At 54.6% G+C, this 24216-nt stretch carries 21 protein-coding genes, 1 pseudogene and 1 other annotated feature; of the genes and pseudogenes, 18 read left to right on the forward strand and 4 right to left on the reverse strand.

What is annotated here, in order from left to right; genetic code table 11:
- The first annotated feature begins 101 nt into the window (after positions 1 to 101).
- From O9H85_RS09840 to O9H85_RS09850, 3 genes are all read left to right on the forward strand, one after another.
- Positions 102 to 530, forward strand: a complete 429-nt coding sequence (locus tag O9H85_RS09840; protein ID WP_269881156.1) for a GNAT family N-acetyltransferase — start codon at positions 102 to 104, stop codon at positions 528 to 530.
- A gap of 318 nt (positions 531 to 848) precedes the next feature.
- On the forward strand, positions 849 to 1220 hold the full coding sequence (locus O9H85_RS09845; protein WP_269881157.1) for a hypothetical protein: 372 nt from the start codon (positions 849 to 851) through the stop codon (positions 1218 to 1220).
- A 54-nt stretch (positions 1221 to 1274) separates the two neighbouring features.
- Positions 1275 to 3761 carry a trypsin-like peptidase domain-containing protein gene (locus O9H85_RS09850; RefSeq protein WP_269881158.1) on the forward strand — a complete coding sequence of 829 codons (2487 nt, stop codon included), beginning with the start codon at positions 1275 to 1277 and terminating at the stop codon, positions 3759 to 3761.
- 192 nt (positions 3762 to 3953) lie between these two features.
- On the opposite strand, the pseudogene O9H85_RS09855 reads toward O9H85_RS09850, so the two are convergent.
- Positions 3954 to 4682 (reverse strand): annotated as a pseudogene (locus tag O9H85_RS09855) (sodium-dependent transporter); the annotation flags it as partial.
- 218 nt (positions 4683 to 4900) lie between these two features.
- On the opposite strand from O9H85_RS09855, the gene O9H85_RS09860 reads away from it, so the two are divergent.
- The 5 genes from O9H85_RS09860 to O9H85_RS09880 all read left to right on the forward strand — a co-directional run bounded on the left by O9H85_RS09860 (position 4901) and on the right by O9H85_RS09880 (position 11135).
- Positions 4901 to 6451, forward strand: coding sequence for a spore germination protein (locus O9H85_RS09860; RefSeq protein WP_269881159.1), 1551 nt, complete (start codon positions 4901 to 4903; stop codon positions 6449 to 6451).
- Positions 6448 to 7548 carry a GerAB/ArcD/ProY family transporter gene (locus O9H85_RS09865; protein WP_269881160.1) on the forward strand — a complete coding sequence of 367 codons (1101 nt, stop codon included), beginning with the start codon at positions 6448 to 6450 and terminating at the stop codon, positions 7546 to 7548. The genes O9H85_RS09860 and O9H85_RS09865 overlap by 4 nt, the downstream gene beginning before the upstream one ends.
- Positions 7545 to 8660, forward strand: coding sequence for a Ger(x)C family spore germination protein (locus O9H85_RS09870; protein ID WP_269881161.1), 1116 nt, complete (start codon positions 7545 to 7547; stop codon positions 8658 to 8660). The genes O9H85_RS09865 and O9H85_RS09870 overlap by 4 nt, the downstream gene beginning before the upstream one ends.
- Positions 8661 to 8679: 19 nt before the next feature.
- Positions 8680 to 10215, forward strand: a complete 1536-nt coding sequence (locus tag O9H85_RS09875) for an FMN-binding glutamate synthase family protein (protein WP_269881162.1) — start codon at positions 8680 to 8682, stop codon at positions 10213 to 10215.
- A 158-nt stretch (positions 10216 to 10373) separates the two neighbouring features.
- A complete protein-coding gene (locus O9H85_RS09880) occupies positions 10374 to 11135 on the forward strand; it encodes a YheC/YheD family protein (RefSeq protein WP_269881163.1) in 762 nt (253 codons plus the stop codon).
- Positions 11136 to 11393: 258 nt separating this feature from the next.
- On the opposite strand, the gene O9H85_RS09885 is transcribed toward O9H85_RS09880, so the two are convergent.
- Together O9H85_RS09885 and O9H85_RS09890 are read right to left on the reverse strand one after the other, a co-directional pair.
- Positions 11394 to 11570 carry a hypothetical protein gene (locus O9H85_RS09885; protein ID WP_269881164.1) on the reverse strand — a complete coding sequence of 59 codons (177 nt, stop codon included), beginning with the start codon at positions 11568 to 11570 and terminating at the stop codon, positions 11394 to 11396.
- A 37-nt stretch (positions 11571 to 11607) separates the two neighbouring features.
- Positions 11608 to 11964 (reverse strand): DUF2512 family protein, encoded by a 357-nt coding sequence (locus tag O9H85_RS09890; RefSeq protein ID WP_269881165.1) that lies wholly within the window; start codon positions 11962 to 11964, stop codon positions 11608 to 11610.
- Positions 11965 to 12143: 179 nt separating this feature from the next.
- Between O9H85_RS09890 and O9H85_RS09895 the strand changes: the two genes are divergently transcribed.
- On the forward strand, positions 12144 to 12275 hold the full coding sequence (locus O9H85_RS09895) for a hypothetical protein (RefSeq protein ID WP_269881166.1): 132 nt from the start codon (positions 12144 to 12146) through the stop codon (positions 12273 to 12275).
- Positions 12276 to 12310: 35 nt separating this feature from the next.
- Positions 12311 to 12541: a hypothetical protein gene (locus tag O9H85_RS09900; RefSeq protein ID WP_269881167.1), complete on the forward strand. Its 231-nt coding sequence runs from the start codon at positions 12311 to 12313 to the stop codon at positions 12539 to 12541.
- Positions 12542 to 12773: 232 nt separating this feature from the next.
- On the opposite strand, the gene O9H85_RS09905 is transcribed toward O9H85_RS09900, so the two are convergent.
- The gene (locus tag O9H85_RS09905; RefSeq protein WP_269881169.1) at positions 12774 to 14639 is read right to left on the reverse strand and encodes an arginine--tRNA ligase; all 1866 of its coding nucleotides are present in this window, start codon (positions 14637 to 14639) and stop codon (positions 12774 to 12776) included.
- Positions 14640 to 14686: 47 nt separating this feature from the next.
- Positions 14687 to 14920 (reverse strand) — a binding site (T-box leader).
- A 618-nt stretch (positions 14921 to 15538) separates the two neighbouring features.
- On the opposite strand from O9H85_RS09905, the gene O9H85_RS09910 reads away from it, so the two are divergent.
- The 8 genes from O9H85_RS09910 (at position 15539) to O9H85_RS09945 (ending at position 24201) form a co-directional block, all read left to right on the forward strand.
- Positions 15539 to 16681, forward strand: coding sequence for an ROK family transcriptional regulator (locus tag O9H85_RS09910; RefSeq protein WP_269881170.1), 1143 nt, complete (start codon positions 15539 to 15541; stop codon positions 16679 to 16681).
- Positions 16682 to 16835: 154 nt separating this feature from the next.
- The gene (locus O9H85_RS09915) at positions 16836 to 17786 is read left to right on the forward strand and encodes an ABC transporter permease (RefSeq protein WP_269881171.1); all 951 of its coding nucleotides are present in this window, start codon (positions 16836 to 16838) and stop codon (positions 17784 to 17786) included.
- A 17-nt stretch (positions 17787 to 17803) separates the two neighbouring features.
- Complete coding sequence (locus tag O9H85_RS09920) at positions 17804 to 18049, forward strand: sensor histidine kinase (RefSeq protein ID WP_333474187.1); 246 nt, start codon at positions 17804 to 17806, stop codon at positions 18047 to 18049.
- 20 nt (positions 18050 to 18069) lie between these two features.
- Complete coding sequence (locus O9H85_RS09925; protein WP_269881173.1) at positions 18070 to 18804, forward strand: response regulator transcription factor; 735 nt, start codon at positions 18070 to 18072, stop codon at positions 18802 to 18804.
- 468 nt (positions 18805 to 19272) lie between these two features.
- Positions 19273 to 20787 (forward strand): sodium:solute symporter family protein, encoded by a 1515-nt coding sequence (locus tag O9H85_RS09930; protein WP_269881174.1) that lies wholly within the window; start codon positions 19273 to 19275, stop codon positions 20785 to 20787.
- A gap of 136 nt (positions 20788 to 20923) precedes the next feature.
- Positions 20924 to 22210: an AGE family epimerase/isomerase gene (locus tag O9H85_RS09935; protein ID WP_269881175.1), complete on the forward strand. Its 1287-nt coding sequence runs from the start codon at positions 20924 to 20926 to the stop codon at positions 22208 to 22210.
- 3 nt (positions 22211 to 22213) lie between these two features.
- Positions 22214 to 23416: a neutral/alkaline non-lysosomal ceramidase N-terminal domain-containing protein gene (locus tag O9H85_RS09940; RefSeq protein ID WP_269881176.1), complete on the forward strand. Its 1203-nt coding sequence runs from the start codon at positions 22214 to 22216 to the stop codon at positions 23414 to 23416.
- An 8-nt stretch (positions 23417 to 23424) separates the two neighbouring features.
- Positions 23425 to 24201 carry a glucosamine-6-phosphate deaminase gene (locus O9H85_RS09945; protein WP_269881177.1) on the forward strand — a complete coding sequence of 259 codons (777 nt, stop codon included), beginning with the start codon at positions 23425 to 23427 and terminating at the stop codon, positions 24199 to 24201.
- Positions 24202 to 24216 lie beyond the last annotated feature (15 nt).

A 24216-nucleotide genomic window follows, 5' to 3' on the forward strand; every position in this document is an offset into this window, starting at 1 on the left:
TATTCTTAAGCGGAATCGCCGAGACGGAGCTGGCGCGGGAGGGGACCCGGGCGCTATAATCAGAGGGAACGATAACGATCTGATGCCTAGGAGGAACGGCTTTGTTTATCAATCTAAAACCGAGACTCGTCGAGCTGGAAATCGTCGAGCTGTTGGAATATGCCATGTTCCCGGACCCGGAACGGGTGGAGAAGACCTTGAACCAATACCGCAATGAGCCGTCGCACGAAATCTACGGCATTGAAGAAAATGGAGCGGTAATCGGCTTGGCCGGGTTTACCCTGCAGGAGGACGGCACGCTGCATCTGCGGCATATCGCCGTGCATCCGGAGCATCGGGGCCAAGGCTACGGCCGGGGGCTCATCCTGGAGCTGATTGAGCTGAAGCAGCCGAAGGAGATTGTGGCGGAGACGGACGAGGAGACGGTTGACTTCTACCGGAACGTCCGCTTCGATATCGTCAGCTTGGGTGAGCTATATCCGGGCGTCGAGCGGTTTCACTGCGTGTATGAGGTGAATCCAGCGGAATAGCGAGCGGTACCCGGTTGTTTGACACGGTGGTGGACTTGAACCTGGAAGCCGAAAGAGGAGCAGCTTTCCGATAACAACAGCGGCCGGAGGGGGATACCCCACCGGAGTACCGTGGCAGATTTCTCTGTTTCATGGGTTTCACTACAGCCTGACGGCCATGAGTCCGTTCGGACAGGGCAGCCTCCCTTAGGAGAGGGCTGCCCTTTTTTTGCTGGTTTGCGCGGTGAAATATAAAATATTCTTTACATCAATTGTCAGATTCGGATTTTATCTCTATACTACTGATAAGTTTGCATATTTTGAGAGGGGCATCCAGATTTGCTAAGCAGAAGGAAAGAGCCGTTCCGCTACGTATTTGCCGTGTCGGCCAAGGGGTTATTCTCGATACGTGAGGTGGACGGCCGGGACATATCCAGCAGGTCCGCGGAAGCCAGCATGGTCAATTTCCATAAATCCGGCTGCCGGATCCGCTCCGTTCTGGACCTGAATGCCGAAGAACACGATATTAAGCTGCTGCTTTCATATACGCTGTCGGGATACACTGCTGGAGCTGCAAGGGAACATACGCTGGCAGCAGCGGACGGAGAACGGCAGCGATTACGGCATTCGATTCGAGTTGAACGAGGAACAGAAGAACGACATCTTGGTTTCGCTACGGGCGCTGGCGGCGGCAAAACAAATTTTTGCTGACTAACCGGCGTTCTTTTTTTTCATACATACTTATTGATGTGGGGAGACAAAGGAATGAAAACATGGGAACATTGGGGCAAAAGCGTACGAATGAGCTCGGCCGCGGTTGTGCTGGCCGCCGCTTTGCTTAGCGGAGGAGCCGGCGTATATGCGGATGCTTCGCCGGCCGGGGGCACGCTGCCTGCGGTCATTCAGAAGACGACCTCTTCGGTCGTAGCGATCATCGGCAAGCCGGGCGACGGCAGCAAGAAAGTGTATGAAGCGAACCGGTACCGGCTCGCGCACGGCACGGGCGTTATCGTCCGAAGCGACGGGTACATTCTGACGAACGCCCATGTGGTCAAGAACATGCGCAATCTGACGATCGTCACCTCCGACGGCAAGTCCTTCACGGGCAAGACGACGCATTACGACGAAGAAAGCGATCTGGCGCTGGTCAAAATCGAGGCAGCGGGCTTGACGCCGGCCACCTTCGCTTCGCCTTCGGACATCAAGGTCGGCGAAGCCGTCATGGCGATCGGGACACCGCTCTCCTTTGCGCTTCGCAATTCCGTGACCTCCGGCATCGTCAGCGGGATGGAGCGTACCGTGCAATCGAAATACCAGCTGATCCAGACCGACGCGGCGATCAATCCGGGGAACAGCGGCGGAGCGCTGGTGAACATGAAGGGCGAGGTCATCGGCATCAATACGATGAAATACGTCGAATACGGCGTGGACAGCCTCGGCTTCGCCATCCCGGTCGACACCGTGCAGTACGTGCTCGATCAATTTTTCAAATACGGCAAGGTCAAGCGGCCATCCCTGGGACTGGAGCTGGGCGAGAGCTGGGAAGCGGTCGTAGGCCTGCCCTCCGGCAACGGGCTGGAAGTGACCTATGTACAGCCGGATTCGCCCTCTTCGCAGGCGGGGATCAAGCAGGGGGATTTGCTGCTGTCCATCGATGCGGCCAAAACCCACAATTTGGTTGAATATAACGAGGCGCTCAAGAAATATTTGCCCGGCCAAAAGGTGCGCCTGACGCTGCAGTCGGACGGCAAAACCAAAGAGCTCGACGTGACGCTCGGCGAGGATGCCGCCGCTCAGAGCGGCGTGACGCAAGATGCGGACGGCTCCTATATTGACGCCGATCAAGGCAAGACGCTCATTGGCGACAGCCATTACGGCTGGTCTATAAAATACCCTGCCGGCCTGGTAAAGACCAATCAATCGGCCACAGGGGACAACGTCGTCTTCGCCGATGCCAAAGGCGAGTTCGCGGTCAATATCCGGATTCAGGAGAAGGTGAGCCGCGATTTGTCGCCGCTGGGGCTGCTGAAGAAGCTGAATACAAGAGGCGGCGATACGATTCTGGAGAAGCGCTATATCGATGCCGGTCCTTTGCCTTACGCCAAGCTCGCGGGAGAACGGACGGGCGGAGGCTATTACGAGACGCGCGCTTTCTTGAAGGACGATAAAATTTACTATGTCACCTTGGCGCTTAGCAGCGAAGAAGGCGCGAACACGGTATCCAAGAAGAACAGCTTCATGGATTTGCTCGATTCGTTCACTTTGAAATTCGATGCGGCCAATACCGCGCTGAAGGACATCTCGGCGTATCAGGACAAGAATACGGTTACGACGCCTTACGGCTTGGCCTTCGACCTGCCGGATGAGTGGAGGAAGAAGGAATACGGCGAAGGTTTCGTCTACACGAACAAAGACGGCGATCAGTCCGTGACCGTTCGCGTCAGCTCCGCCGCTTCGGGCGATACGCTGAAGGACTGGGCCGCCCGCCAGGAGAAGAAGATCAAGGATACGTACGTGGACGGCTACCGCGAGATCCAGGGCTCCAAGGATACGACGGCGGTGGGAATGCCCGCCATCGAGAACCGCTATGCTACGACCATGGGGGACAAGTGGAAGCAAAGCTACGTGCTGTACCTGCTCAAAGACAAGTACAAATATGAAGTCAAGGTATCGTATCCGAAGAGCTCTGCGGATGACGCGGATTCGATGCTGTCCGCGCTGACCTCATCCATCCGCTTCTCCAAGGAGGCGGTGAACCGCTCTCTTGGCATCATTCAAGACGAGGACGACTTGGCATACATGAGCAAGAATGTGACTTACACCAGTCAGAAATATCGCTACTCCGTCTGGATTCCGGAAACCTGGGGCAGCGGCGGCGCATATGATGGCGAAACGGATTCCGCGTCGAAGTCGTTCTCGTTCGAAGGCGGCAGCTTGAGCATTTCGGCGGACGACCGTTCGAGTCTGGGGGAGGTATGGAGCAAGTCCGAGAAGGATTATAAGAAGAATGCCGAGAATGACGCAGCCTACCAGTACCAGGCGACCGACGAAAGCTTGTTCGACACTTCCGTGAAGAAGGTTGCCGTACAGTATAAAACCAAGAACGTGCCCTATACGCTGAACGAATATACTTTCGCAAAGAACGGCATCGTGTACACGGTGCGCTCCCGCATCAACGATGCGGTGAAGACCGAGGAGCAATGGGAGCGGCTGAATTCCGCGGTGCAATCGATGAAGTTCACGGAGAAGTAGAGGAGCCGGAATTTCCGGCAGCGGCAAAAAGAACCTGCAATTCGCCTACCCGGCGGCGGATTGACAGGTTCTTTTTTTCGTTGAAAAGACTTTATAAGTTTTCACAACTTATAGCTTTTCATCAACCTTGATAAACGCGCTGGTCCTTGTAATACAAGGACGGCGTAGCCGTTTATCCTGGAAAGCGATCAATTAAGAAAGCAGCCCGGTGCTGTACAGCAGCACCACCACAACCAGCAGCGGCGAGATGTACCGCAGCAGGAACATCCAGAGCTTGTAGCCGGTGCCGCTGAGCCCTGCTTCCTCTCCCGCGCGCTTCCACGCATAGCCGGTGAACAGGGTAACAACGAGTCCGCTGGCCGGCAGCATGATGTTGGAGGCGGCGAAGTCGATCGCGTCGAAGATCGTAAGCCCCGCAATCTTGAAATTGCCGAGGATCGAGCCCGTAGACAGCGCGGACGGAATGCCGAGCACGAAGCAGACGGCGGAGAGAATAAAGGTTGCTTTCTTGCGGCTCAGGCTCCAGCGTTCCATCGCATAGGCTACCGGCACCTCCAGGATCGATACGGCGGACGTTAGTGCGGCGATCGCCAGCAGTACGAAGAACAAGCCCCCGAACAGGTTCCCGAACGGCATCGCGGCGAAGGCCGCCGGCAGAGCGATGAAGGCGAGCCCGGGGCCTTGAGACGGCTCGATGTGATACGAGAACGAAGTCGGGAAGATAATCAGGCCTGCGATGAGGGCGTAAACCAAATCGCCGGCGCCGATGGCGAAGGCCGCCGATGAAATCGACTTCTCCTTTTGCATGTAGCTTCCGTAGGTGATCATAATGCCCATGCCGAGCGACAGCGAGAAGAAGGCGTGACCGAGAGCGACAAGGGCCGACTCCGTCGATAATTTAGAGAAATCGGGCTTCAAGAATGGCATCTGAATTCTCAGGTGTCAGCTTGTTTCGTTTCTTGTGGACCCGTTAGGAATCGGGCGCCGCCAAGGGCTAGACCCTATCCGGTCAGCACATATTTTTCCCATTTCAGAAACATACTAGTAAAATCGAATATCCGTTGATTTCGGGGTTGATAAGTGTCAATTACTCGCCATTACGAGTCAATCACGCCATTAAAAAGACGGGATGAGGAACAATGCGAGCCATACTAAAGTGGCTGATCGACACAAGAAGGAACCAGGCTCCGCAGCGAAAGAGCGGAAATACGGCCTTCTCCAACTATGTGGCTATCAGTCCGGATCTGCCCGTTAACAAGGCGGAGCTGAACCGGACCTTTAGCGATATGTCCGATCTGATCATCCGCGAGTTTACGGTTAAAAAATCGGAAACTCAGGCGATGGTCGCCTACTTGAGCGGCTTGACGGATCGTAACGGGCTTAACAACAATGTGCTATATCCGCTTATGATCGAAGGGACCATGGATGCCGACCCGATTCAATTGGTAAGCCTGGGCAATGTAAAAACCGCGGTAACCTGGAATCAGGTGGAACTATCCATTCTTAGCGGAGAAAGTGTCCTGTTTGTCGAAGGACGGCAGGAAGCTTATTTATTGGAAACGCAGGGCTGGCCGCAGCGCAGCATTGAAGATCCGCAAATCGAAACTTCGGTAAAAGGATCGCATCAAGGCTTCGTTGAGACCGGCGAGCAAAACATTGCGATGATCCGTCGCTATATTCAGCATCGGGAAATGAAAAGCAAACAGATGGTTGTCGGCACCCGGGGACAATCGCTTGTTACCCTTTTGTATTTAGCCGATGTCATCCACCCGGAGGTGCTTCAGGAGCTGGAGGACCGTATCGCACAAGTGGATATCGACGCCATTCTGAATACGGGAGAGCTGGCGGAATTTATTGAAGATAATCCTTATTCGCCATTCCCGCAGTTTCTGACAACGGAACGGCCCGATGCAGCAGCTTCGCAAATTTTGCAGGGCAGGATCGCCGTTGTAGTCGACCGCTCGCCGGGAGTATTGATCGGTCCCGCCACCTTCATCTCATTCATGCAAAGTGTTGACGATTACAGCACCCGCTGGCCGATTGCCTCCTTTATCCGTCTGCTGCGGTTTATGGCTTTCTTCATCGCGATATTTTTGCCTGCGCTATATATTGCCTCCATTTCGTATAACATTGAGATTATCCCGCTCAAGGGCATATTATCTGTCGGGGAATACCGCGCTCGAGTGCCGTTTCCGCCGCTTCTGGAGGCGTTGATCATGGAAATTACGCTCGAGCTGCTGCGGGAGGCCGGGATCCGGCTGCCGGCTCCGATCGGACAAACCGTCGGCATCGTTGGAGGGATCGTCATCGGTCAGACCGCCGTCCAAGCCGGCTTTGTGAGCAATATGATGGTCATCGTTGTCGCTCTTACCGCGATCGCTTCGTTTATTATTCCCAGCTTCGATATGGTCGCGGCTATTCGGTTAATTCGCTTTCCGTTCATGTTGGCCGCCTCTATGTTCGGTATCATTGGCATCGCCGTCGGTGCGATGACGCTGATTATCCATTTGATTGCGCTGGAATCGCTCGGGACGCCATACGGCAGTCCGTTCGCCCCAATGCGTTACAGCGATTGGAAAGATTTTTTCATTCGAGTTCCGATTTGGAAAATGGTATCTCGTCCTAAACTAACCCGGGCAGTTCAATCCAGACGACAAAGCATCAATCGGCCTAAGGGTGACCCCAAATGAAAAAATATGCGTTTAACGAAATTACAACAATGCAGTATATTTTTTTCATTAACGGAGCGCAAGTGGGGGTCGGCGTTTTGTCGCTCCCCAGCGATTTGGCGAAGACAGCGGGAACGGATGGCTGGATATCGGTTATCTTGGGCTGGTTATTATCTATGGCCATCAGCTTAATCATCATCCAAGTCATGAAAAGTTATCCGGAGGGAACGCTTATTGACCTGCTTTCCTTTCATTTCGGGAAGTGGGCGGGAAAAGCGGGAGCGCTGCTGTCCGCCGCTTACTTCGGGCTCGGCGCAATCACCGTTGCTTACTCCACCTTCGGCATCTTGAAATCGTGGATTTTGCCGGAAACACCGGTGTATATGCTCATGCTTTTATTCATGCTTCCGGGCTATTTACTTGCGAGCCATGGCTTGCGCATTCTGGCCAGGTATACGGAGCTGATGTTTTTTCTAATGCTTCCGCTGCTCTTTTTCTTCTTGTTCCCGCTGAAGGACAGCCATTGGGTTTATTTATCTCCTACGCTGAAAGAAGGCTGGAAGAATATTTTCCTTGCGGTTAAAACGACTTTTTTTTCGTTTGTAGGCTTTGAAACGGCGGTGATGCTATATCCGTTTTTAACCAAGAAACAGTATGCATCAGTCGGCATTGTCGTTGCTAACACGATTTCCTTGTTATTTTATCTCGTACCGACGCTCGTCTGTTTTGTTCTCTTCAGTCCGGATGAAATTACAAGTGCTGCTTGGCCGACCTTAACCATGTTCCGGGTGGTCGAGTTTTCGTATCTGGAGCGTTTTGACATCGTGTATCTCACCATCTATCTGTTCGTTATATCAACGACGGTGATTCCGTACATGTTTTTTTCCGTATTCAGTCTCAGCCAGCTGTTTGGCAAACAGGACCATCGCCCTTTTCTTGGCGTGAGCGTATTGGCAGTTTTATTCGTCTCGGTCTTTTTCGTTCCGTCCTATTTACAGATTAAGAGGATGGGGGAATTTTGGAATAAGGCCGCTATGGCGTATGCGATCGTACTGCCGTTATGCTTATGGATCTATGTGCAATTCCGTGCGTGGATAGGCGGGAGGAGGACATCATGAGGCGCCTGCGGCTCGCTTTCTTGATATTGATCGTTGTCAGCTTGCTCACCGGCTGCTGGGATCGGTTGGATTTGGAGCATAGTACCCTCACATTAATGATGGGATTCGATCTGGATGACAAAGACAATTTGATCGTATATGCAGCCAGTCCGGTATTCAGCAAAACCGCCAAGAAGAAGGTGGAAAATTTCGGCGTAAAGGTCAAATCGATCCGGCAAGCGAGGACAAGGCTCGATTCCATGGTAACGGGAATGGCTACTGCCGGGAAACTCCAGGTCGTCCTCCTCAGCAAACGATTGCTGCAGCACGAGGATTGGTTCCCGCTCTTTGATATCATGTTCCGCGACGTCCATTTCAATGCCACCGCAAGAGTGGTTGCCGTGGACGGTCCCGTCGCCGAAATATTCGACTTCGCTCCAAAAGACAAGCCGCTGCTGCCCTACCATATGGCCGAGTTGATCGATACGTCGAATAAACGGAACATCACAGTGAAACGAACCTTGCAGGATTTGCACCGGCAAATGGACGACAAAGGGGTGACCGCTTCCATTACCGAGATCAAAAAAGTGAAAGAGATCGAAGTCAAGGGAACTTCGGCTTTAACTAAAAAAGGGAAATACAAGACATTGCTGCGGCTTCAGGAAAGCGCCTTGCTGCTGCTGTTGCAGAGAGAGGAGAGAAAAAGCGTGTCGCTGACCATTCCGGCGCCGAAACAAGCGGATACCGGGGATGTGATCGAGCCGAGGCTCAGCTTCAGCATGCGGCATACGGCACCGAAATTTAAAGTATCGTATCAGAACGGGAGGTTTGATATTGATATTAAACTAAAGCTCAACGTATTGATCACGGAACGTACATTTCTCATGGACATCCAGGAAAACAACAAAATGCTCGAGGAACACATCGCGAACGAAGTCACGAAAGAAATCGAAAAATTAGTAAAAAGATTACAGAAAAACAAGGTCGATCCGGTAGGATTCGGATATTACGCGAGAGGCTATCAGTATCAGGAATGGAAGAAGGTGGAGCAGAACTGGGAGGAAGCGTTCTCCAAAGCTAATGTTCGTGTTTCCACGAAAGTGACGATTAAAGGCAAGGGTACCTGGGGTTAAGGGATAAGGAGAGCTTCGCATGAAAATGACATCGGGACAGTTTATGATCGGCGTATTTTTCGGAGCGTTTGCAGCCGTTCTGTTCGCAGGGCTCTTGTTTCTGATGTTTGCAAGACCCATGATCCAATGGATCGTTGGACGCTTTACTAAACGGTTGATGTCCGACCGCTACCCGACCAATATATGGGAAATGGTGACGGCGTTAACCCGGACGAGTCCAATTACAGTCATTGAAAATAGTTTGCGTGCCGCATCAGGCATGATTATAGAAAGACCCTTTGGAAGCCCGCGCAAATTTCTGAATTTCGACGGCTTGATTTTTTCTCCCGCCCAGCTGGCTGTACTGCCCGCCCATGAATATGCGGAGGTGGATATGGCGGTCACGATCGGCCCCAAGGCGAAAAAACCGTTGACTATAGACATTCCTCTGATGGCCGGCGGGATGGGGTATGGCATTGGTGTAAGCGAAAAAGTAAAAATGGCGATAGCCAAGGGGACAGCTGCCGTAGGCACGCTGACCAATACGGGAGAGGGCGGTTTTTTGCCGGAAGACCGGGCGAATGCCAAATTTTTAATTATCCAGTACAATTCCGGAACGTGGTCGAAGGAGCCGGAAATCCTAAGGCAGGCTGACGCTATTGAAATTCATATCGGCCAAGGTGCGACCGTCGGTACCGCCAGCTTCATTCCCTCCGAGTATTTGCAAGGCAAAGCGAGACAAATTATGAAAGTACAGAACCGGGATATGATCGTCATACCCGCCCGTCATCAGGAAATCCAAAAACCCGAAAAAGATCTCAAGAAGCTTGTGGACAAGCTTCGTCTGATGACGGGGGGCGTGCCGATCGGCGTCAAAATTTGCGCAAGCGCTCGAATCGAGGACGATCTGGATATCGCGATTCAGGCCGGAGTTGATTTTATCAGTATTGACGGAGCACAAGCAGGAACCAAAGGAGGCCCTCCTATTTTGGAGGACGATTTCGGGCTGCCAACCATTTATGCCCTCACTCGCGCGATTCGTCATCTGCGCTATCGCGGGGTAAAGGAATCGATCAGTCTCCTGACCGGGGGCGGATATGCGAAGCCCGGCGATTGTCTGAAAGCACTTGCGCTCGGGGCGGACGGAGTATTCATGGGGACAGCCCTGCTTTGGGCCATGACCCATGATCAAGTTGCAAAAGCAATCCCGTGGGAGCCTCCCACTCAGCTTACTTTCTACCCCGGCAGTTTGGCGGATGCGTTCAATGAGGAGGAAGCCGCCATGTATTTGCAAAACTTTTTTACTTCCTATGTGGAAGAAATGAAGCTGGCTATTCGCGCACTGGGGAAAACCTCCTTGCGGCAAGTGAATGCCGGCGATCTCGCCTCGCTTGACGAGTGGACAAGCAAGGTGACGAAAGTACCTCTCGCTTACGAGCCTGTTGAAACTGCTCCCTATACAGCTGATGGCGCCGTCCCGGAACCCCCGATTCCGATGGCAAAAGCCGATTCCGTTACCGATAGCCCGATTCTGAAACCAAAAGACTGGTTCTCTGCATGGAGGAGAAACCGGTAGTCATCCATTTCTCAGAGGGACCGATTCGCAAATTCCGGAAGGCCCTGCCTATTTTTGAACGGGAACGGAAACTTCAAGACGGCTGGCCATAAGATGAGGATAGGATGCTTAAACACGGTTAATCCATAATTCATAGGGCCTATCGGAGGTTAGTTCATATGATCCGATACTACAATAATAAGCTCGGCAAGACCAAGCTGTTAAACCGGAAGGAAGAACTCCGGGCGCTTGTCCCCACGACGACCCGTGCCACGAGGGAAAGCCTGCATTCGATGCTGAAGGAATACGGGATGGTGTATGTGAAGCCGAATCACGGAACCGGCGGTTACGGAGTTATCAAGGCGGAACGGAAGGAACGGGGAGACGCCCATTACTATCAATATAAACACAGCATGAAAGAAAGACGGTTCGATACGTATAAGGCGTTCTACCATTCGATTCGGAAGATCACCGGCAAGAAAACCTATGTCGTGCAAAAGGGCATCCGGCTGCTGCGCTGCCAGAAACGTCCGTTCGACATTCGCGTCATGGTGCAGCTGAACGAACGGCGGCGATGGGAGCATACCGGAACGATCGGACGGATGGCCCATCCGAGGCGCATCGTCACCAATTATCACAACGGAGGCACGCCCCTGCCCCTGGGCAAGCTCTTGAAGCCCCACCTAGATCCCAATGGTATCGCCAAGATGGAGAAGGATTTGGCCGATCTGGGCGTGAAGGTGGCGAAGCATCTACAGTCCGGCTTTCCCTGGGTGAAGGAAATCGGAGTCGACGTTGGGCTGGATAAGGCGCATCGGCCGTGGATTTTCGAGGTGAATACGCGTCCGGATCCGTTTATTTTCCATAAGCTCGGGAAGCCTTCCGTGTTCCGGAAGATTATGCGCTTGAGCCGTCTACACGGCCGGTTCCGGAAAAAGTAAAAACCACTTCGTACGAAGTGGTTAGGGTTTAGAGAAACCCATGAAATAGAGAATCTGTCATGGTACCCCGGTGGGGTATCTCCCTCCGGCCGCTGTTGTTATCGGAAAATTTTCAATTTATTCGTTATACAACGGTAATTTTCCGATAACAAAGGCGGACGCTATCGCTCCTACGGGGGATACCCCACCTACCACCTTTTGCATTTTTCTGCATAGGACAAGCCGGTATGGATGACAGCTTGAGGCGGGGTCATAGGGCTAAACAAGCTTGTTTATTTCCGGGTCGTAGTTATCCATTTGATCGGGGAATGTGGCTTTCGCTTGAAGAGCAGCCCGCTGAACGGTTTGAAACCAATCCGTGGACTCCGCCTCCGCGTTTGTTTCCTTCTGTTGTTTTTGGCGATTCAAAGGGGCTTTGACTTTCTTTACGGACATCCGCTTAATCTCCTTTCCTTGTGTATACGGCGTTTCCTTAGTTTTTACTGCGGTCGTCTGCGGCGGTCATCCGGTCCGTCCTTACAAGGGAATGGAAGAAATATTCTTCGAAACCGACGACCATGGACAGGGTAATCATTTCCGCGTTGGACAAGGTCCAACCGAAAACAGAGGAGACCATGTAAAGAAATACATAGGCTAGCCCTACGTCTGCAACGGAGGCAGCGATATTTTTCGTAAACTTAAGAATCCACAGATCGCCGATCAGGTAAGCTGCGATACTAAAAGCGGTAGACGTAAGGAGCGCTTGCACCCAAGTGGCTTCGCTGAATACGGCTAAAAAAGGCACAACCACGAGCCCGTTTAAAAACCATTTGCTAATCAAGCTGAGCACTCTTGGCTCCTCCTTTAGTTGCGATTCATTGCGAAAGTCCTTCCCCGGGATTCGAAGTGTTGTGATTATTATGTTTGCCGATGAGTAGGACTATACGTCTAATCAAGCGCTTATTCATAAAAAGGCATCCTATCGATCACAATATACGAGTCATCTGCAATAGGAAGGGGGTGTGTTCCATGTGGTTTAAGGAGGCGGGCAGCGATCTCGGCCCGGAAGAGATGGAGGAAGCTTCCATTCAAGAAGGGGATGAAGCTGACGATCAGACGGAGCCGGAAGTCGGCCATGTCGAGTGGGCAGGCTACATTTAATTTTGGGCACGATTAGAGACGGGAGGCGGTTGGAGATGGCGAAGCAAGGAGATTCCAATTGGAAAAAGGAACCTGAGTATTATGGGGTGCTGTCCGATGCGAAAGAGCTGAACCTGGATGACAGCGTTTCTCCGGAGGGTGATGCCCAGGCCGAACGGTCCACGGAAAAACGATTATTGGAGAGCGCCCGAAACGCAGTACGGCACAAGGAATCGATAACCAACGTGCCGTCGGATTCGGTGTTTGAAGCAGCTCAAACGGAATAGCCCCTCTCCGGAATCAGGGAGGATGAAAGGGAAGCAGCCGGTGAATCCTGCATGGCTGCTTCCCTTTTTCGGTTGATAAGACTTTATAAATTTTTGCAACTTTATAGCTTCGCATCAACCTTGGTAAACGCGCTGGTCCTTGTAAGACAAGGACGGCGTAGCCGTTTATCCTGGGCGTGTTCCCCCTTCTTGCAGCACCCGGCCTTACGATCCGGCTTCCCGGGTCAGGCTCTCACATGCTTCCCGGCGCGGGAAGGCCCAGAAGGCTTAGCGCTTCCCCGAGCGTTTCCCTGAACCGTCCCGTCAGCCACAAGCGGAACGTCTTTTCCGGAGCATCCGCCTTATGAATGGGACATGTCGCATAAAAATGATTGAAGAGCGAAGCCAGCTCATGAGCATAGGCGCAGATCTGATTCGGAGCGAGCTCCTGCAGTGCGGTATCCCAGGCTTCGGGCCAATAGGCCAGCTGGCGCATCAGCAGCACCTCCTGGGGTTCCAGCCGATCGCTGCGGAAAGAACCGGGAGACCGGACTTCCTCCCCGTCCTTGGCCAGGACACTGCAGGCCCGTGCATAGGCGTACATCAGATAGATGCCCGTATTTCCGGATATCTCCGTGGCCTGCTCGAAATCAAAGATCACTTCCGTCTGAAGATGGAATCTGAGCAAATAGTAACGCACCGCGGCGGCGGCAATCGTACGGCTCGAGAGGCCCGTACGCCTTGAACGCTTGGATGCGACGATCGCTTCCATCCGGTCAAGCAGATCGGCCGCTTTCACGCCGATGCCCTGCCTTCCGGACATCGGGTAGGAGGTCCGGCGGTCCGACGTATCGACCCCGAGTCTCGATGCCGTATTCCGGCTGAGGGAGACGACCCCGTAAGAGACGTGTCTGAGCTGATGCGCCTGCTCCTCGAAGCCGAGCGCCAGCAGCGCCTGCTTTACCATGGCCTGAGGGTATTCCTGGCGATGATCGATGACGTTAATGACGATGTCGGCATGGCCGAAGCGCTTCTTCATGCCGTGAGCGCCGGTGGACCAGATGCCGCCGGTGAATGGGATATATACAAAATCTTTGCCCAGCAGTCCGAACTTCCACAAATGATAGGCGATATCTTTGGCCGTATAGGTCAGAATGCCGTTCGATCGCACCAGTACTTTATCGGATTGAAATTCCGCCGCCGTCTCCTCCATAGGCTCCCCTGACGATTTAAGCACCCAGCAGCCGGCCAGCTTTCCTTCCGTTTCCTGAACGAACGAAGGTGTCGCCTGCAGCCGCTTGAATGCCTCGGACCAGAGGCCCTCGCGTACGATGCTGCTTTCCCAGACGAGAACGTCATAGCCGATACTGAACGTCTTCATCTCCTCCAGATGCTCGCGGACGATCCGTTCCGCGGTCAGGGAACCGATCCAGGCGAGGCTCGAACCGCCCTCCTCCATGGCATGGAGCACGCGGGCACGTTTTTCCTGCAGCTCCGGATCGTCTTGGTAAGCCTTGTTGATCCCTGAATAGGTATCCCAGCAGAAGTCACCGAACCGGCGATGCCGATCCTGTGAGGGGGTGTGAAGAAGCCCGACCACCGTGTCGGCCAGCTGATTGCCCAAATCATCGATATAGTTGTGAATCTCCACACGGAATCCCGCTTTTTTCAGCATGCGGGCCAGCGTATCCCCAATGCAGGAATTACGCAAGTGTCCGATATGGGCGGACTTGTTCGGATTGATGGATGTGTGCTCGATGACCACCTTTCGCCTCCGGTCGGCTGAGGTCGAATCGGCAGGAAGGGGGGCAGCAGCCCATTTTTCCCAATCCACATAAAAGTTAATAAATCCAGGAGGAGCCGCTTCCAGCTTGCGGAACAAGTTCTGTATGACGGGCCGCGTCAGCAGCCGGTCTTTAATCTCACGAGCGATGGACAAGGGGTTACGTTTCAGAAGGCTCGCCAGCAGCATGGCCGTATTCAGGCTGTAATCTCCGTGTCCAGGATTCGACGGATGCTGCGGGAGGAGACGGAGACCATCCGGTCGCCGGTGTCCGGCCTCGGCCAGCAATTGGCTTACAACGTCTTCGGCGGCGGAAACGATGATACGATGGATCATGGACAGGACCTCCCGTTGAATGGAATGCAAAAAGGCCCCCGTCTCCGGATAGAGACGAGAGCCTGAAATTCCCGTGGTACCACTCTAAGTGTTAAACCGCAGCAAGGGTTTAACCGCTTTGTTGCTGTAACGGCCGGCATCGGCCGGATCCGCCTACTCCCTTCCGGGCTTCGGCGAACCATTTCCTGGATCCGTTTCACCGCTGACCTCCGTACCGGCTTTCACCAACCCGGCTCGCTTGGACTGTCGGTCAAGGCTACTCTTCCATTCAACAATGTTGTTGATATTTGGTTCATATGCTGGGATATTTACATTTGTTATACATGGAATCGCTGCTCATGTCAAGCAAAAGGAACAAGCAGCCACTCCGGAATGAATGTTAAACGTTTTGTGAACGGTTCGCTGCAAGCGCAAGAGCGCAAGAGGGCAAGCATATTCAAGGGTAGCTCCGGCATGCTTGCCGCCGGGCGGCCGAGACTATAGAAGATCCTTGTTATTTCGATAAAAGATAAAGATCGCTCCTCCGAACAAGATGGCGCCAAGATGGACGCCAATGACCAAAATCCATGTCAGCATCGCATTTACCCGCTCCTTTCTCTGTCCAGTCTAAAGGGAAGCTTCCGGTTTGGAACCATCCAATTGTCATCCATTTTGTCCATCCAATTCGAAAGCGGCTTCGATGTTGTACGGAGACCATCGTACCCCGCAAGGTCAAGCCGGACTGACCTCATCCCTTGAGGCGAGCAGTCTGCGTCCGCTTCCGCTCCTAAACCTTCTTCCGTCTGCCAGCATCTGAATCGGTTCGCCCGAGACGGGGCATTGGCAGTCGTTTTTGAATGTATGCTATCATGGAACAAGATCATATTCATTTCATCAAATTTTTAAGGATGGCATCCATCATGAACAAAGGAACCGCCCTGCTGCGTCAGCAGAACGAGAAACGCACATTGGCGCTGCTTCGCAAGCAGCCGCATATCTCCAGGCAGGAGATTGCCAAAGCGATGGGAGTCAGCAAGAACACGATATCGCTGATCATAGAGAAATTCCTGAAGGAAGGCGTCGTAAAAGAGGTCGGCGCGGAGGACCCGGGCGGCGTCGGGCGGCCTCGAATCCAGCTGAGTCTGGTGACGGAAGCCTACAAGGCTATCGGCATCCTGATTCAGAATGCATTCTGCCAATATGTAGTAACCGATTACGGCTCGAACATTCTGGAGGAGGGGCAGCTGCCGCTTAACGGGAACGATGCGGAAGAGGCGATCAAGACGCTTATCAAGCTGTGCGAATCACTGCTGTCCAGACATCCGGAAGTGCTCGGCATCGGGCTGGCTGTTCCCGCTTTGGTAGATCCGGTGGAAGGCGTCGTGCATTTCTCCTCCCACCTTAATTGGAGAGAGGTTCCGCTCAAGGCGCGTCTCGACGAGGCGCTGCCGGTGAAATCCCTGGTGCTTAATATCGTGAAGGCTTCCGCAATCGCGCCTTCTTCCGTCGTCCCTCCAGAGGCGCTGTCGAATTCGTTCTATCTGCGGATCGACGAAGGGGTGGGCGGAGCCCATATCGTGGACAGCCGGATATACAGCGGGGCCAGCTGGAGCGCGGGGGAGATCGGCCATCTGCCCGTGCGGGCGGACGGTCCCCTCTGCAGCTGCGGCCAAAGGGGCTGCCTGGAAACCCTGGTCAGCCTTCCCGCCATCCGCGGCCGGATATTGCATGAAGACCCGCGGGCGGGGCTGGACGGGAGCATGCTGGACGAATGGGATCCGGAGGCCGAGCTGGATGCGGCGATGGATAAGATCATCCGAGAGTCCGGCGAGTATGTCGGGACTGCGGTATCGCAAATCATTACCCTGCTCAACCCCAAATATGTCGTCATAGACAGTCCGTTCGAGAAGCTGGAGACGTTCAGGAACGCGGTGAAGGCTTCCGTGGAAAGCCGCGCCTTGAAATATCCGCTCCATCACACGAGCTTACTGTTCGTAGCCAATGCCTATTCCTCCAGTATCGGAGCCGCTTTCGCTGTTATCCTTGATTTTGAAAAGGAATAACAGCTTTTTTTTATTTATCGTAAAATGCGACTTTTCCCGGGTATTATTGTCCTTCGCTCCGGTTTTTCGGTCCGCTCCTTTCAGGTAAACTAATTCTTGTAAGCACTTTCTTTTCACATGGACGCTGCTGGAGAGAGGATCGGAGGAGAATGGGATGGAGCTGGCGACCGCAAGGATCGCGGGTGAAAGAGAGACGCTGCTCAGGAGGCGGTTAAGACGGATTTGGAAATACAAATTATTATACCTCTTGCTGCTTCCCGCTATTGTATGGGTTTTCATTTTTGATTATCTTCCCCTCTACGGGATCGGCATCGCGTTTACGGATTACAACGTCATTCAAGGCTTCACCGGAAGCCAGTGGGCAGGACTGAAATATTTCCGGTTGCTGTTCGAATCCGAAATGTTCCGCCACGCCTTCATGAATACGGTGCTGATCAGCCTGTACAAATTGATCAGCGGCTTCCTGTGTCCGATCCTGCTTGCGCTTGCGCTGAATGAGATCCGGGCTGTCTGGTTCAAGAAGACGCTGCAAACCGCGGTATATTTGCCGAGGTTCGTATCCTGGGTCGTCTACGGGGGAATCATCACGCTGCTGTTATCGCCGGAAACCGGCGTTATTAACAAGATCGTCGAATTGTTCGGCGGACAACCGGCTTATTTGCTCGTAGAGCCGGCTTACTTCCGGACGATCCTCGTCGTCACCGATACGATGAAGGAGATGGGCTGGGCCGCCATCGTCTATATCGCCGCCATTGCCGGGCTCAACCCGGAGGTTTACGAAGCGGCCATTATGGACGGAGCCACGCGGTTCGGGCGGATCCTTCACGTCACCCTGCCGGGTATTGCGGGGACCATTGTCGTCATCTTCATTCTCAGGGTCGGATACATCATGAGCGCCGGTCTGGACCAGGTCATCAACCTGTACAATCCGATGGTATTTGAAGTGGGGGACATCCTGGATACGTACATTTACCGGATCGGCATCGAACAGTTCAGCCTCAGCCTCGCTGCGGCGGCCGACGTCATCAAGGGCGTCATCGGCCTCGCGATGGTGCTGCTCGCCAATCATATTGCCAAGCGGATCAACGATTCCGGCATTTTTTGAACGTTATAGAGGCGCTTGTGCTCAGGGTCCAGGACAACGGACGAGGCTGCGAGGCGGATCGGATGAACCTCAGGCTATGGCAGCAGCCTGCGGGCAATTCCAAAGATCAATCGAACGGCGTTGGGACCGGCTACGGCACCATGAATGTCCACCGGAGAATCCAGCTGCACTATGGGGATGCGTATGGTTTGCGTTATTTGGAGGTCAGCGAAGGAACGTGCGTCGAAGTCGTGCTGCCCTGCCGTCTTGAGCCGTCGGAATGAAGCGCGGGGGTGAGTATCTCATGTTCAAGATGATTATTGCGGAAGATGTGAAGATCGTCCGCGAAACGTTGGTCCGCTCCATCAACTGGAATGCTCTGGGCATTACGCTGGTCGGTGCCGCGGAGAACGGGGAAGAGGTTATGGCCTGGCTGGACCAAGAGGAGCCGGACCTGCTGCTGACCGATATCGGAATGCCCAGGATGAACGGTTTGGAGTTGATTGAGGCGATGAAGGCCCGAAAGCCGGACATCCGCTGCATCATCTTATCCGGACTGAGCGAGTTCGAGCATGCAAGGCAGGCGGTTAAGCTTCAAGTGCTGGACTATATCCTGAAGCCGATCGATACGGACGAGATCGCGAAAGTCGTTACGCGCGCGGTCGAAGCGCTTCGCAAAGAAAGGGAGGAGCGCCGGGGACTGGCTGCCGCGGAGCAAGCAGCTAAGGAGACGCTGCCGAATTTGCCTGTGGCGCTGCCTCCCGGAGAATGGACCGGAAGCTTGAAAAAGAAGAAGCTGGTCGAGCGGGCAATCCGGTATGTGAAGGAAGAGTATGCGCGCAGGGATTTAACGCTGGCGGATGTGGCGGCTGCGGTGGAGTTAAGCGAGAAATATTTGAATCTGCTGTTTAAAGAAGTGACCGGCCTTACGATCAATCATTGGATCATCCGTCTCCGTATGGAGGAAGCCGGCCGGCTGCTGAAGGATCCCGCGATGAAAATTTACGAGATATGCGACCGGATCGGGTATGCGGATTAGGATCATTTCCGGGACAGCTTCAAAAAGCAGTTCGGTCTGACGCCGACGCTAGTATCGTAACCAATTGTTGTAGCGGGAGTCAAGGAGAGTTCCCCCGGATCATTCTCCTTGACTCCCGTTTATTTTGCGGAGGTGACAAGTCCTGTCGGGAGCCATTGGCGGTTTTGGCGCCGCTGCTATCCTCTGCAGGCAATCGATGCACAGGAACCGGACCCGCTTGGTCGGCGCACCCGGATCCTGCCGCAATCAGGAACCGATTTTTTTAGTTGATAAGAATTTATAAGTTTTCGTAACTTATAGCTTCGCATCAACCTTGGTAAACGCGCTGGTCCTTGTAAGACAAGGACGGCGTAGCCGTTTATTTTGGGGTTGACGCCGAAATGAAAAGCGTGTTAATTTATTATTATCTAATTAGTCCTAAACTAGGATTAATTAAGAATCATATTATTGCGTAAGGGTGGGAAGAATATGTCATTAGCGGATTGGATCGTATTGGGGTTGTTTTTTCTGCTTATGATCGGCATCGGGGTTTGGTCCTTCCGCCAAATCAGCGGGACCCAGGACTTCTTCGCGGCAGGCGGTAAGATGCCCTGGTGGCTGTCGGGCATATCGCACCACATGTCTGGCTACAGCGCTGCGGTATTCGTCGCTTATGCCGGCGTAGCCTACACGTACGGGTTCACCTTGTACATCTGGTGGGCGGTTCCGGTGTCCATTGCCATTTTTGTTGGCGCTTTCTTTATCGCCCCCCGGTGGTCGAGGCTGCGCCAACGGCTGAACATCGAATCGCCGATGGAGTATTTATCGACCCGGTTCAATGTGCCGACCCAGCAGCTGATGGCCTGGAGCGGTGTGCTGCTGAAGCTGTTCGACGTCGGTGCGAAGTGGGCGGCCATCGCCGTCGTCCTGAACGTCTTCGCCGGCGTGCCGATGGCAGTAGGGATTATCGTATCCGGCGCGATTTCCCTCGTCTATTCCGCGATCGGCGGATTGTGGGCGGATGCCTGGACGGATTTTGCCCAGTTTGTTGTCCAATTGATTGCAGGCGTGGCCATGTTCGTCATTATTCTGGCGAAGCTGGGCGGAATCGGAGCCTTCACCGGCATATGGAGCCAGCTGCCGCCTACGCACAGCCAGCCTTTGATCGGACCGTATACGCTGGGCTTCGTGCTCGCATATCTGCTGATCAACTTCCTGAGCTATAACGGGGGAACCTGGAATTTGGCGCAGCGCTACATCGCGTCGCCGCGCGGCTCTGATGCCCGTAAAGCGGCGATTCTGTCCGGCGCGCTGTATCTTGTTTGGCCGCTGATCCTGTTCTTTCCGATGTGGTCGGCGCCGCTCTTTTACCCAAACCTTAAGGATCCGACGCAGTCCTACTCCCTGATGACGATGGACCTGCTTCCGCACGGATTGATCGGGCTCGTGCTGGCCTCGATGTTCGCCCATACGATGGCGATGACGACGTCGGACGCCAATGCGATTACCGCCGTCATTACGAGGGATATCCTGCCGGTCATCTCGAAGAAATACCGCGGCCTCAGCGAGAAGGCGACGCTGGTGGTTGCCCGGGCGGCCATGGTAACATTTATAGTGATTACCTTAATCATTGCGATTTATTCCGGCTCCTTCGGCGGGATTCTGAGCCTGCTTATCGTCTGGTTCGGAGCACTTGTCGGTCCGATTTCGATTCCGATGCTGCTCGGACTACTTCCTGCCTTCAAGCACAGCGATTCCAAAGCCGCAATCATCTCTTGGGCCGCCGGTATTGTTACCTTTATCCTTGTCAAATATGTGTTTACTGTCAGCACGGCTACGTTGGTTGCGTCTCCCGTATTGGTGTCGGCTATCCTGTTTATCGGCATGGGCCTGCTTAACCGGGGCAAGTCGGTCGCTCCCGAGGTAACCCAGCTCTTGAATTCCTTGAATGAGGATGTCGACGATACGCTGTCGAAGGGCAGCAGACTGAAGTACGAATCGTAATGGACCCGGGGCAGGAGCGGCGGGTGACTGTGAACCCTCGGATACGTTGCTTCTGCCCATAGAGTAAAAGGAGGGAGCATCCGCCGATCTGCGGATCCGGATGCTCATTCCTGGAGAGCAAAGGGAGGGAGTTCGGATGACGGAACAGTTGGATAGAGAAGCGCTTCGGGCGTGGTACGAAGGCCATCTTATTCAGGAATTGCTTCCTTTCTGGATGAGAGCGCTCGATGAGCGGCATGGCGGCGTGTATACCTGCTTTACGAATACGGGAAGTGAGCTGCTGAGCACGGACAAATATACTTGGTCGCAGGGCCGGTTCATCTGGCTGTGGTCCCGGATTGCCGACCTGTGCGGGAGGAAGGTGCTGTCCGGCGATGCGGAAAGCTTCTTGGAGCAGGCCGGTAAGACGGTCGATTTCTTGAAACGGCACGCCATGCTGGACAACGGCAACTGCGCCTTTCTGCTGACGGAGGAAGGGGCGAAGAAGGAGAGCATCCCCGGTCAAGGCTACGATACGAGCTTCTACGCGGACTGCTTCGTGGTCCTCGGCTTCTCGGAGTATGCGAGGGTCAGCGGGCGGGCCGATATCGCGGAGGATGCGCTCCGGTTGTATGACCGGATTCGCGGCCGATTGCAGAGCGGTCATGTCCGCAGCGAGCCGTATCCGATCCCGGAAGGCATGGATTCCCATTCGGTCTCGATGATTATGCTGAATTGTTCCCAGCAGCTCATGGATGCCCTGCAGTCGCTTGGCCATCCGGACGAAAGCCGGGTCCGGTCGGATTGTCTCGCTTATGCGGAGCGGATTCTCCGGCATTTCCTTCAGCCGGACGGCCAAGTAGCAGAGCTGGTGTCGAAGGAGGAGAGGGCGCAGGATACGTTGTTATGCCGTCATGTGAATCCAGGGCATACGCTGGAGAGCATGTGGTTCGTTATCGCAGCGGCGGAGCGACTGAATCGGCGGGATCTGATCGCTGAGGCGCTCCCGGCGGTGAAGCGGGCGTTCGAGCTTGGATGGGATGCCGCCGAAGGAGGCTTGCTGCGGTTCGTCGACCGGGAGGGCGGCGAGCCTCGAGGCCTTCGGACGGGTGATCCGTATGAGCGGCTGATCCTGGACACCTGGGATACGAAGCTGTGGTGGCCGCATTCGGAGGCGCTGTACAGCACGCTGCTCGCCTACGAGCACTCGGGCGATCCGGCGTTTCTGTCGATGTACAGTCAGGCGCACGATTATGTCTTCCGTACGTTCCCGAACCCGGACCGGACGGTCGGCGAATGGATTCAAATCCGCGACCGCAGCGGACGGCCGCTGAATAAGGTCGTGGCGCTGCCGGTAAAGGACCCTTTTCATATTATTCGGAACGTGCTGCTGATCCTGGAGCTGTTACCCAGTGAAGGCATCGTCCGGCCGGAGGTCATCTGACGTATGGAACCGCAATTACTGCTTGGCTCGGCCAAAATGGACATTACTCCGCCTCACCCTGTGCCGCTGGCCGGATTCGCTCATCGTGCCGGAAGCTTCGAATCGGTCGCACAGCCGCTCTACGCCAGAATTCATTGCTTCGGGCAGAGCGACCGGGAGGGCCAGAGCACCGGCGCGCTGTTCGTCTCCGCGGATCTCATCTGGTGGGGGACCGATCTTGTCCTGCAGCTTAGGCCTAAGCTGCAGGAGCGCTTCGGCTTCGAAACGGTGCTGCTGCACGCTACGCATACGCATTCGGGACCGCAAACGAGCGGCAGTCTGGCGGATTCCCTCGGACTGAAGGACGAAGCGTATTTGGCCTATCTGGAGGAGCGGCTGATCGAAGGCATCGAACGGGCGCTGGTGGATAAGGAGCCCGTTACGGTAGAGAAGGGCGGCGAGACTTGCACGATCGGCGTGAATCGAAGGCTGGAAGCGGGAGGGGCCATCGTCATGGCACCGAATGAAGCCGGCCCGGTGGACCCGGAGGTGACCGTGATCCGGTTCCGGAAGCGAAGCGGGGAAACGAAAGCCGTGTTCGTTCACTATACGTGCCACCCGACGACGACGGACGACAACGCGGTATCATCGGAGTTCCCGGGTGCCGCGCTGGACCGGATCGAGCACGCGCTGGGAGGAGAAGCTATAGGTGCTTACCTGCAGGGCTGCTGCGGCGATATTCGTCCTTACCTCGCGGAGGATGGGCAATTCTACAAGGGACACCGTGCAGAGGTGGAACGGTTCGGCTGGCAACTCAGTGACGCGGTGCTGCGCGCGCTTGAGCAGCCGATGACCGTGCTGGCGCCGGCTGCGCTTCGCAGCCGAAGCTTCGCCGTCGAGCTTCCCTTTCGCGATCCGTCCTCCCGGACCGGCGGGGCTCTGGAGATAACCGGGGTGCAGCTGGCGGAAGGGTTAATCTTGCTGACGTTTAATGCGGAGATGGTGGCGGACTACGGATTGTTCGTCAAGCAGGCTTCCGAAGGGAGTATCCTCCCGCTGGCTTATACGAACGGTATGCTTGGTTACGTCCCTACCCGGGAAATGCTGGCCCAGGGAGGGTATGAGGCAGAAGGCTCGGTTCCTTTCTTCCGTTTGCCGGCTCCGTTTGATCCGTCGGTGGAGGAAAGGATTCGCAAGGCAGTTCAACAATACATGAATACGAGGTGATCTTTTCGATGACGAAGAAAGCAGCAGAGCCGGTCCGGAAGGACAAGGTTGATCAATTGAACGTGGAAGTATACGCAAACCGCAGCGAGTTGGGCGCGGCGGCCGGATCCGATGTCGCTGGCAAGATGAAGGAGCTGCTCGGCCGGCAGGACCGGGTTCGTATGGTATTCGCGGCCGCCCCGTCGCAGAACGAATTTTTAAGCACGCTTAAGGCCGTCCCGGAGATCGATTGGTCCAGAGTTACCGCCTTTCACATGGACGAATATATCGGGCTGCCGGCGGATGCCCCGCAGCGCTTCGGCACGTTCCTGTGCCGCGGCTTATTCGACGAGGTGAAGCCGGGGGAGGTTCACCTGATCGACAGTTCGAACGACATTGAAGCGGAGGCCAAGCGTTACGCCGGGCTGATTCAAGAAGCGCCGATCGATATCGTCTGTCTCGGGATCGGCGAGAACGGACATCTGGCGTTTAACGATCCGCCGGTGGCTGATTTTGAAGACCGGGCGCTCGTGAAGAGCGTCGAGCTCGATCTGGCCTGCCGGCAGCAGCAGGTCAACGACGGCTGCTTCGCCGCCCTGGAGGAGGTGCCGACCCATGCGCTGACGCTGACGATTCCGGCGCTCATGGCCGGAGCCCATTTATACTGCATGGTTCCGGGTCTGACTAAAACCGCCGCCGTGCGCCGCACCCTGAACGGCTCGATCTCGACGGAATGCCCTTCCACGGCGCTTCGCAGACACAGCCATTGCACGCTTTACGCGGATCGGGATTCTTACGGCGAATGAAGTTAGGAGATGGAG

This window comes from Paenibacillus gyeongsangnamensis, from assembly GCF_027533625.1.
GTDB classification, from domain to species: Bacteria; Bacillota; Bacilli; order Paenibacillales; family NBRC-103111; genus Paenibacillus_G; species Paenibacillus_G gyeongsangnamensis.

Coding starts and splice junctions, on each gene's coding strand:
- O9H85_RS09945 (WP_269881177.1), top strand. CDS start 23,425: ATGACGAAGAAAGCAGCAGAGCCGGTCCGGAAGGACAAGGTTGATCAA.
- O9H85_RS09935 (WP_269881175.1), top strand. CDS start 20,924: ATGACGGAACAGTTGGATAGAGAAGCGCTTCGGGCGTGGTACGAAGGC.
- O9H85_RS09905 (WP_269881169.1), bottom strand. CDS start 14,639: ATGATCCATCGTATCATCGTTTCCGCCGCCGAAGACGTTGTAAGCCAA.
- O9H85_RS09895 (WP_269881166.1), top strand. CDS start 12,144: ATGTGGTTTAAGGAGGCGGGCAGCGATCTCGGCCCGGAAGAGATGGAG.
- O9H85_RS09885 (WP_269881164.1), bottom strand. CDS start 11,570: ATGTCCGTAAAGAAAGTCAAAGCCCCTTTGAATCGCCAAAAACAACAG.
- O9H85_RS09900 (WP_269881167.1), top strand. CDS start 12,311: ATGGCGAAGCAAGGAGATTCCAATTGGAAAAAGGAACCTGAGTATTAT.
- O9H85_RS09940 (WP_269881176.1), top strand. CDS start 22,214: ATGGAACCGCAATTACTGCTTGGCTCGGCCAAAATGGACATTACTCCG.
- O9H85_RS09865 (WP_269881160.1), top strand. CDS start 6,448: ATGAAAAAATATGCGTTTAACGAAATTACAACAATGCAGTATATTTTT.
- O9H85_RS09875 (WP_269881162.1), top strand. CDS start 8,680: ATGAAAATGACATCGGGACAGTTTATGATCGGCGTATTTTTCGGAGCG.
- O9H85_RS09915 (WP_269881171.1), top strand. CDS start 16,836: ATGGAGCTGGCGACCGCAAGGATCGCGGGTGAAAGAGAGACGCTGCTC.
- O9H85_RS09880 (WP_269881163.1), top strand. CDS start 10,374: ATGATCCGATACTACAATAATAAGCTCGGCAAGACCAAGCTGTTAAAC.
- O9H85_RS09925 (WP_269881173.1), top strand. CDS start 18,070: ATGTTCAAGATGATTATTGCGGAAGATGTGAAGATCGTCCGCGAAACG.
- O9H85_RS09850 (WP_269881158.1), top strand. CDS start 1,275: ATGAAAACATGGGAACATTGGGGCAAAAGCGTACGAATGAGCTCGGCC.
- O9H85_RS09870 (WP_269881161.1), top strand. CDS start 7,545: ATGAGGCGCCTGCGGCTCGCTTTCTTGATATTGATCGTTGTCAGCTTG.
- O9H85_RS09910 (WP_269881170.1), top strand. CDS start 15,539: ATGAACAAAGGAACCGCCCTGCTGCGTCAGCAGAACGAGAAACGCACA.
- O9H85_RS09860 (WP_269881159.1), top strand. CDS start 4,901: ATGCGAGCCATACTAAAGTGGCTGATCGACACAAGAAGGAACCAGGCT.
- O9H85_RS09930 (WP_269881174.1), top strand. CDS start 19,273: ATGTCATTAGCGGATTGGATCGTATTGGGGTTGTTTTTTCTGCTTATG.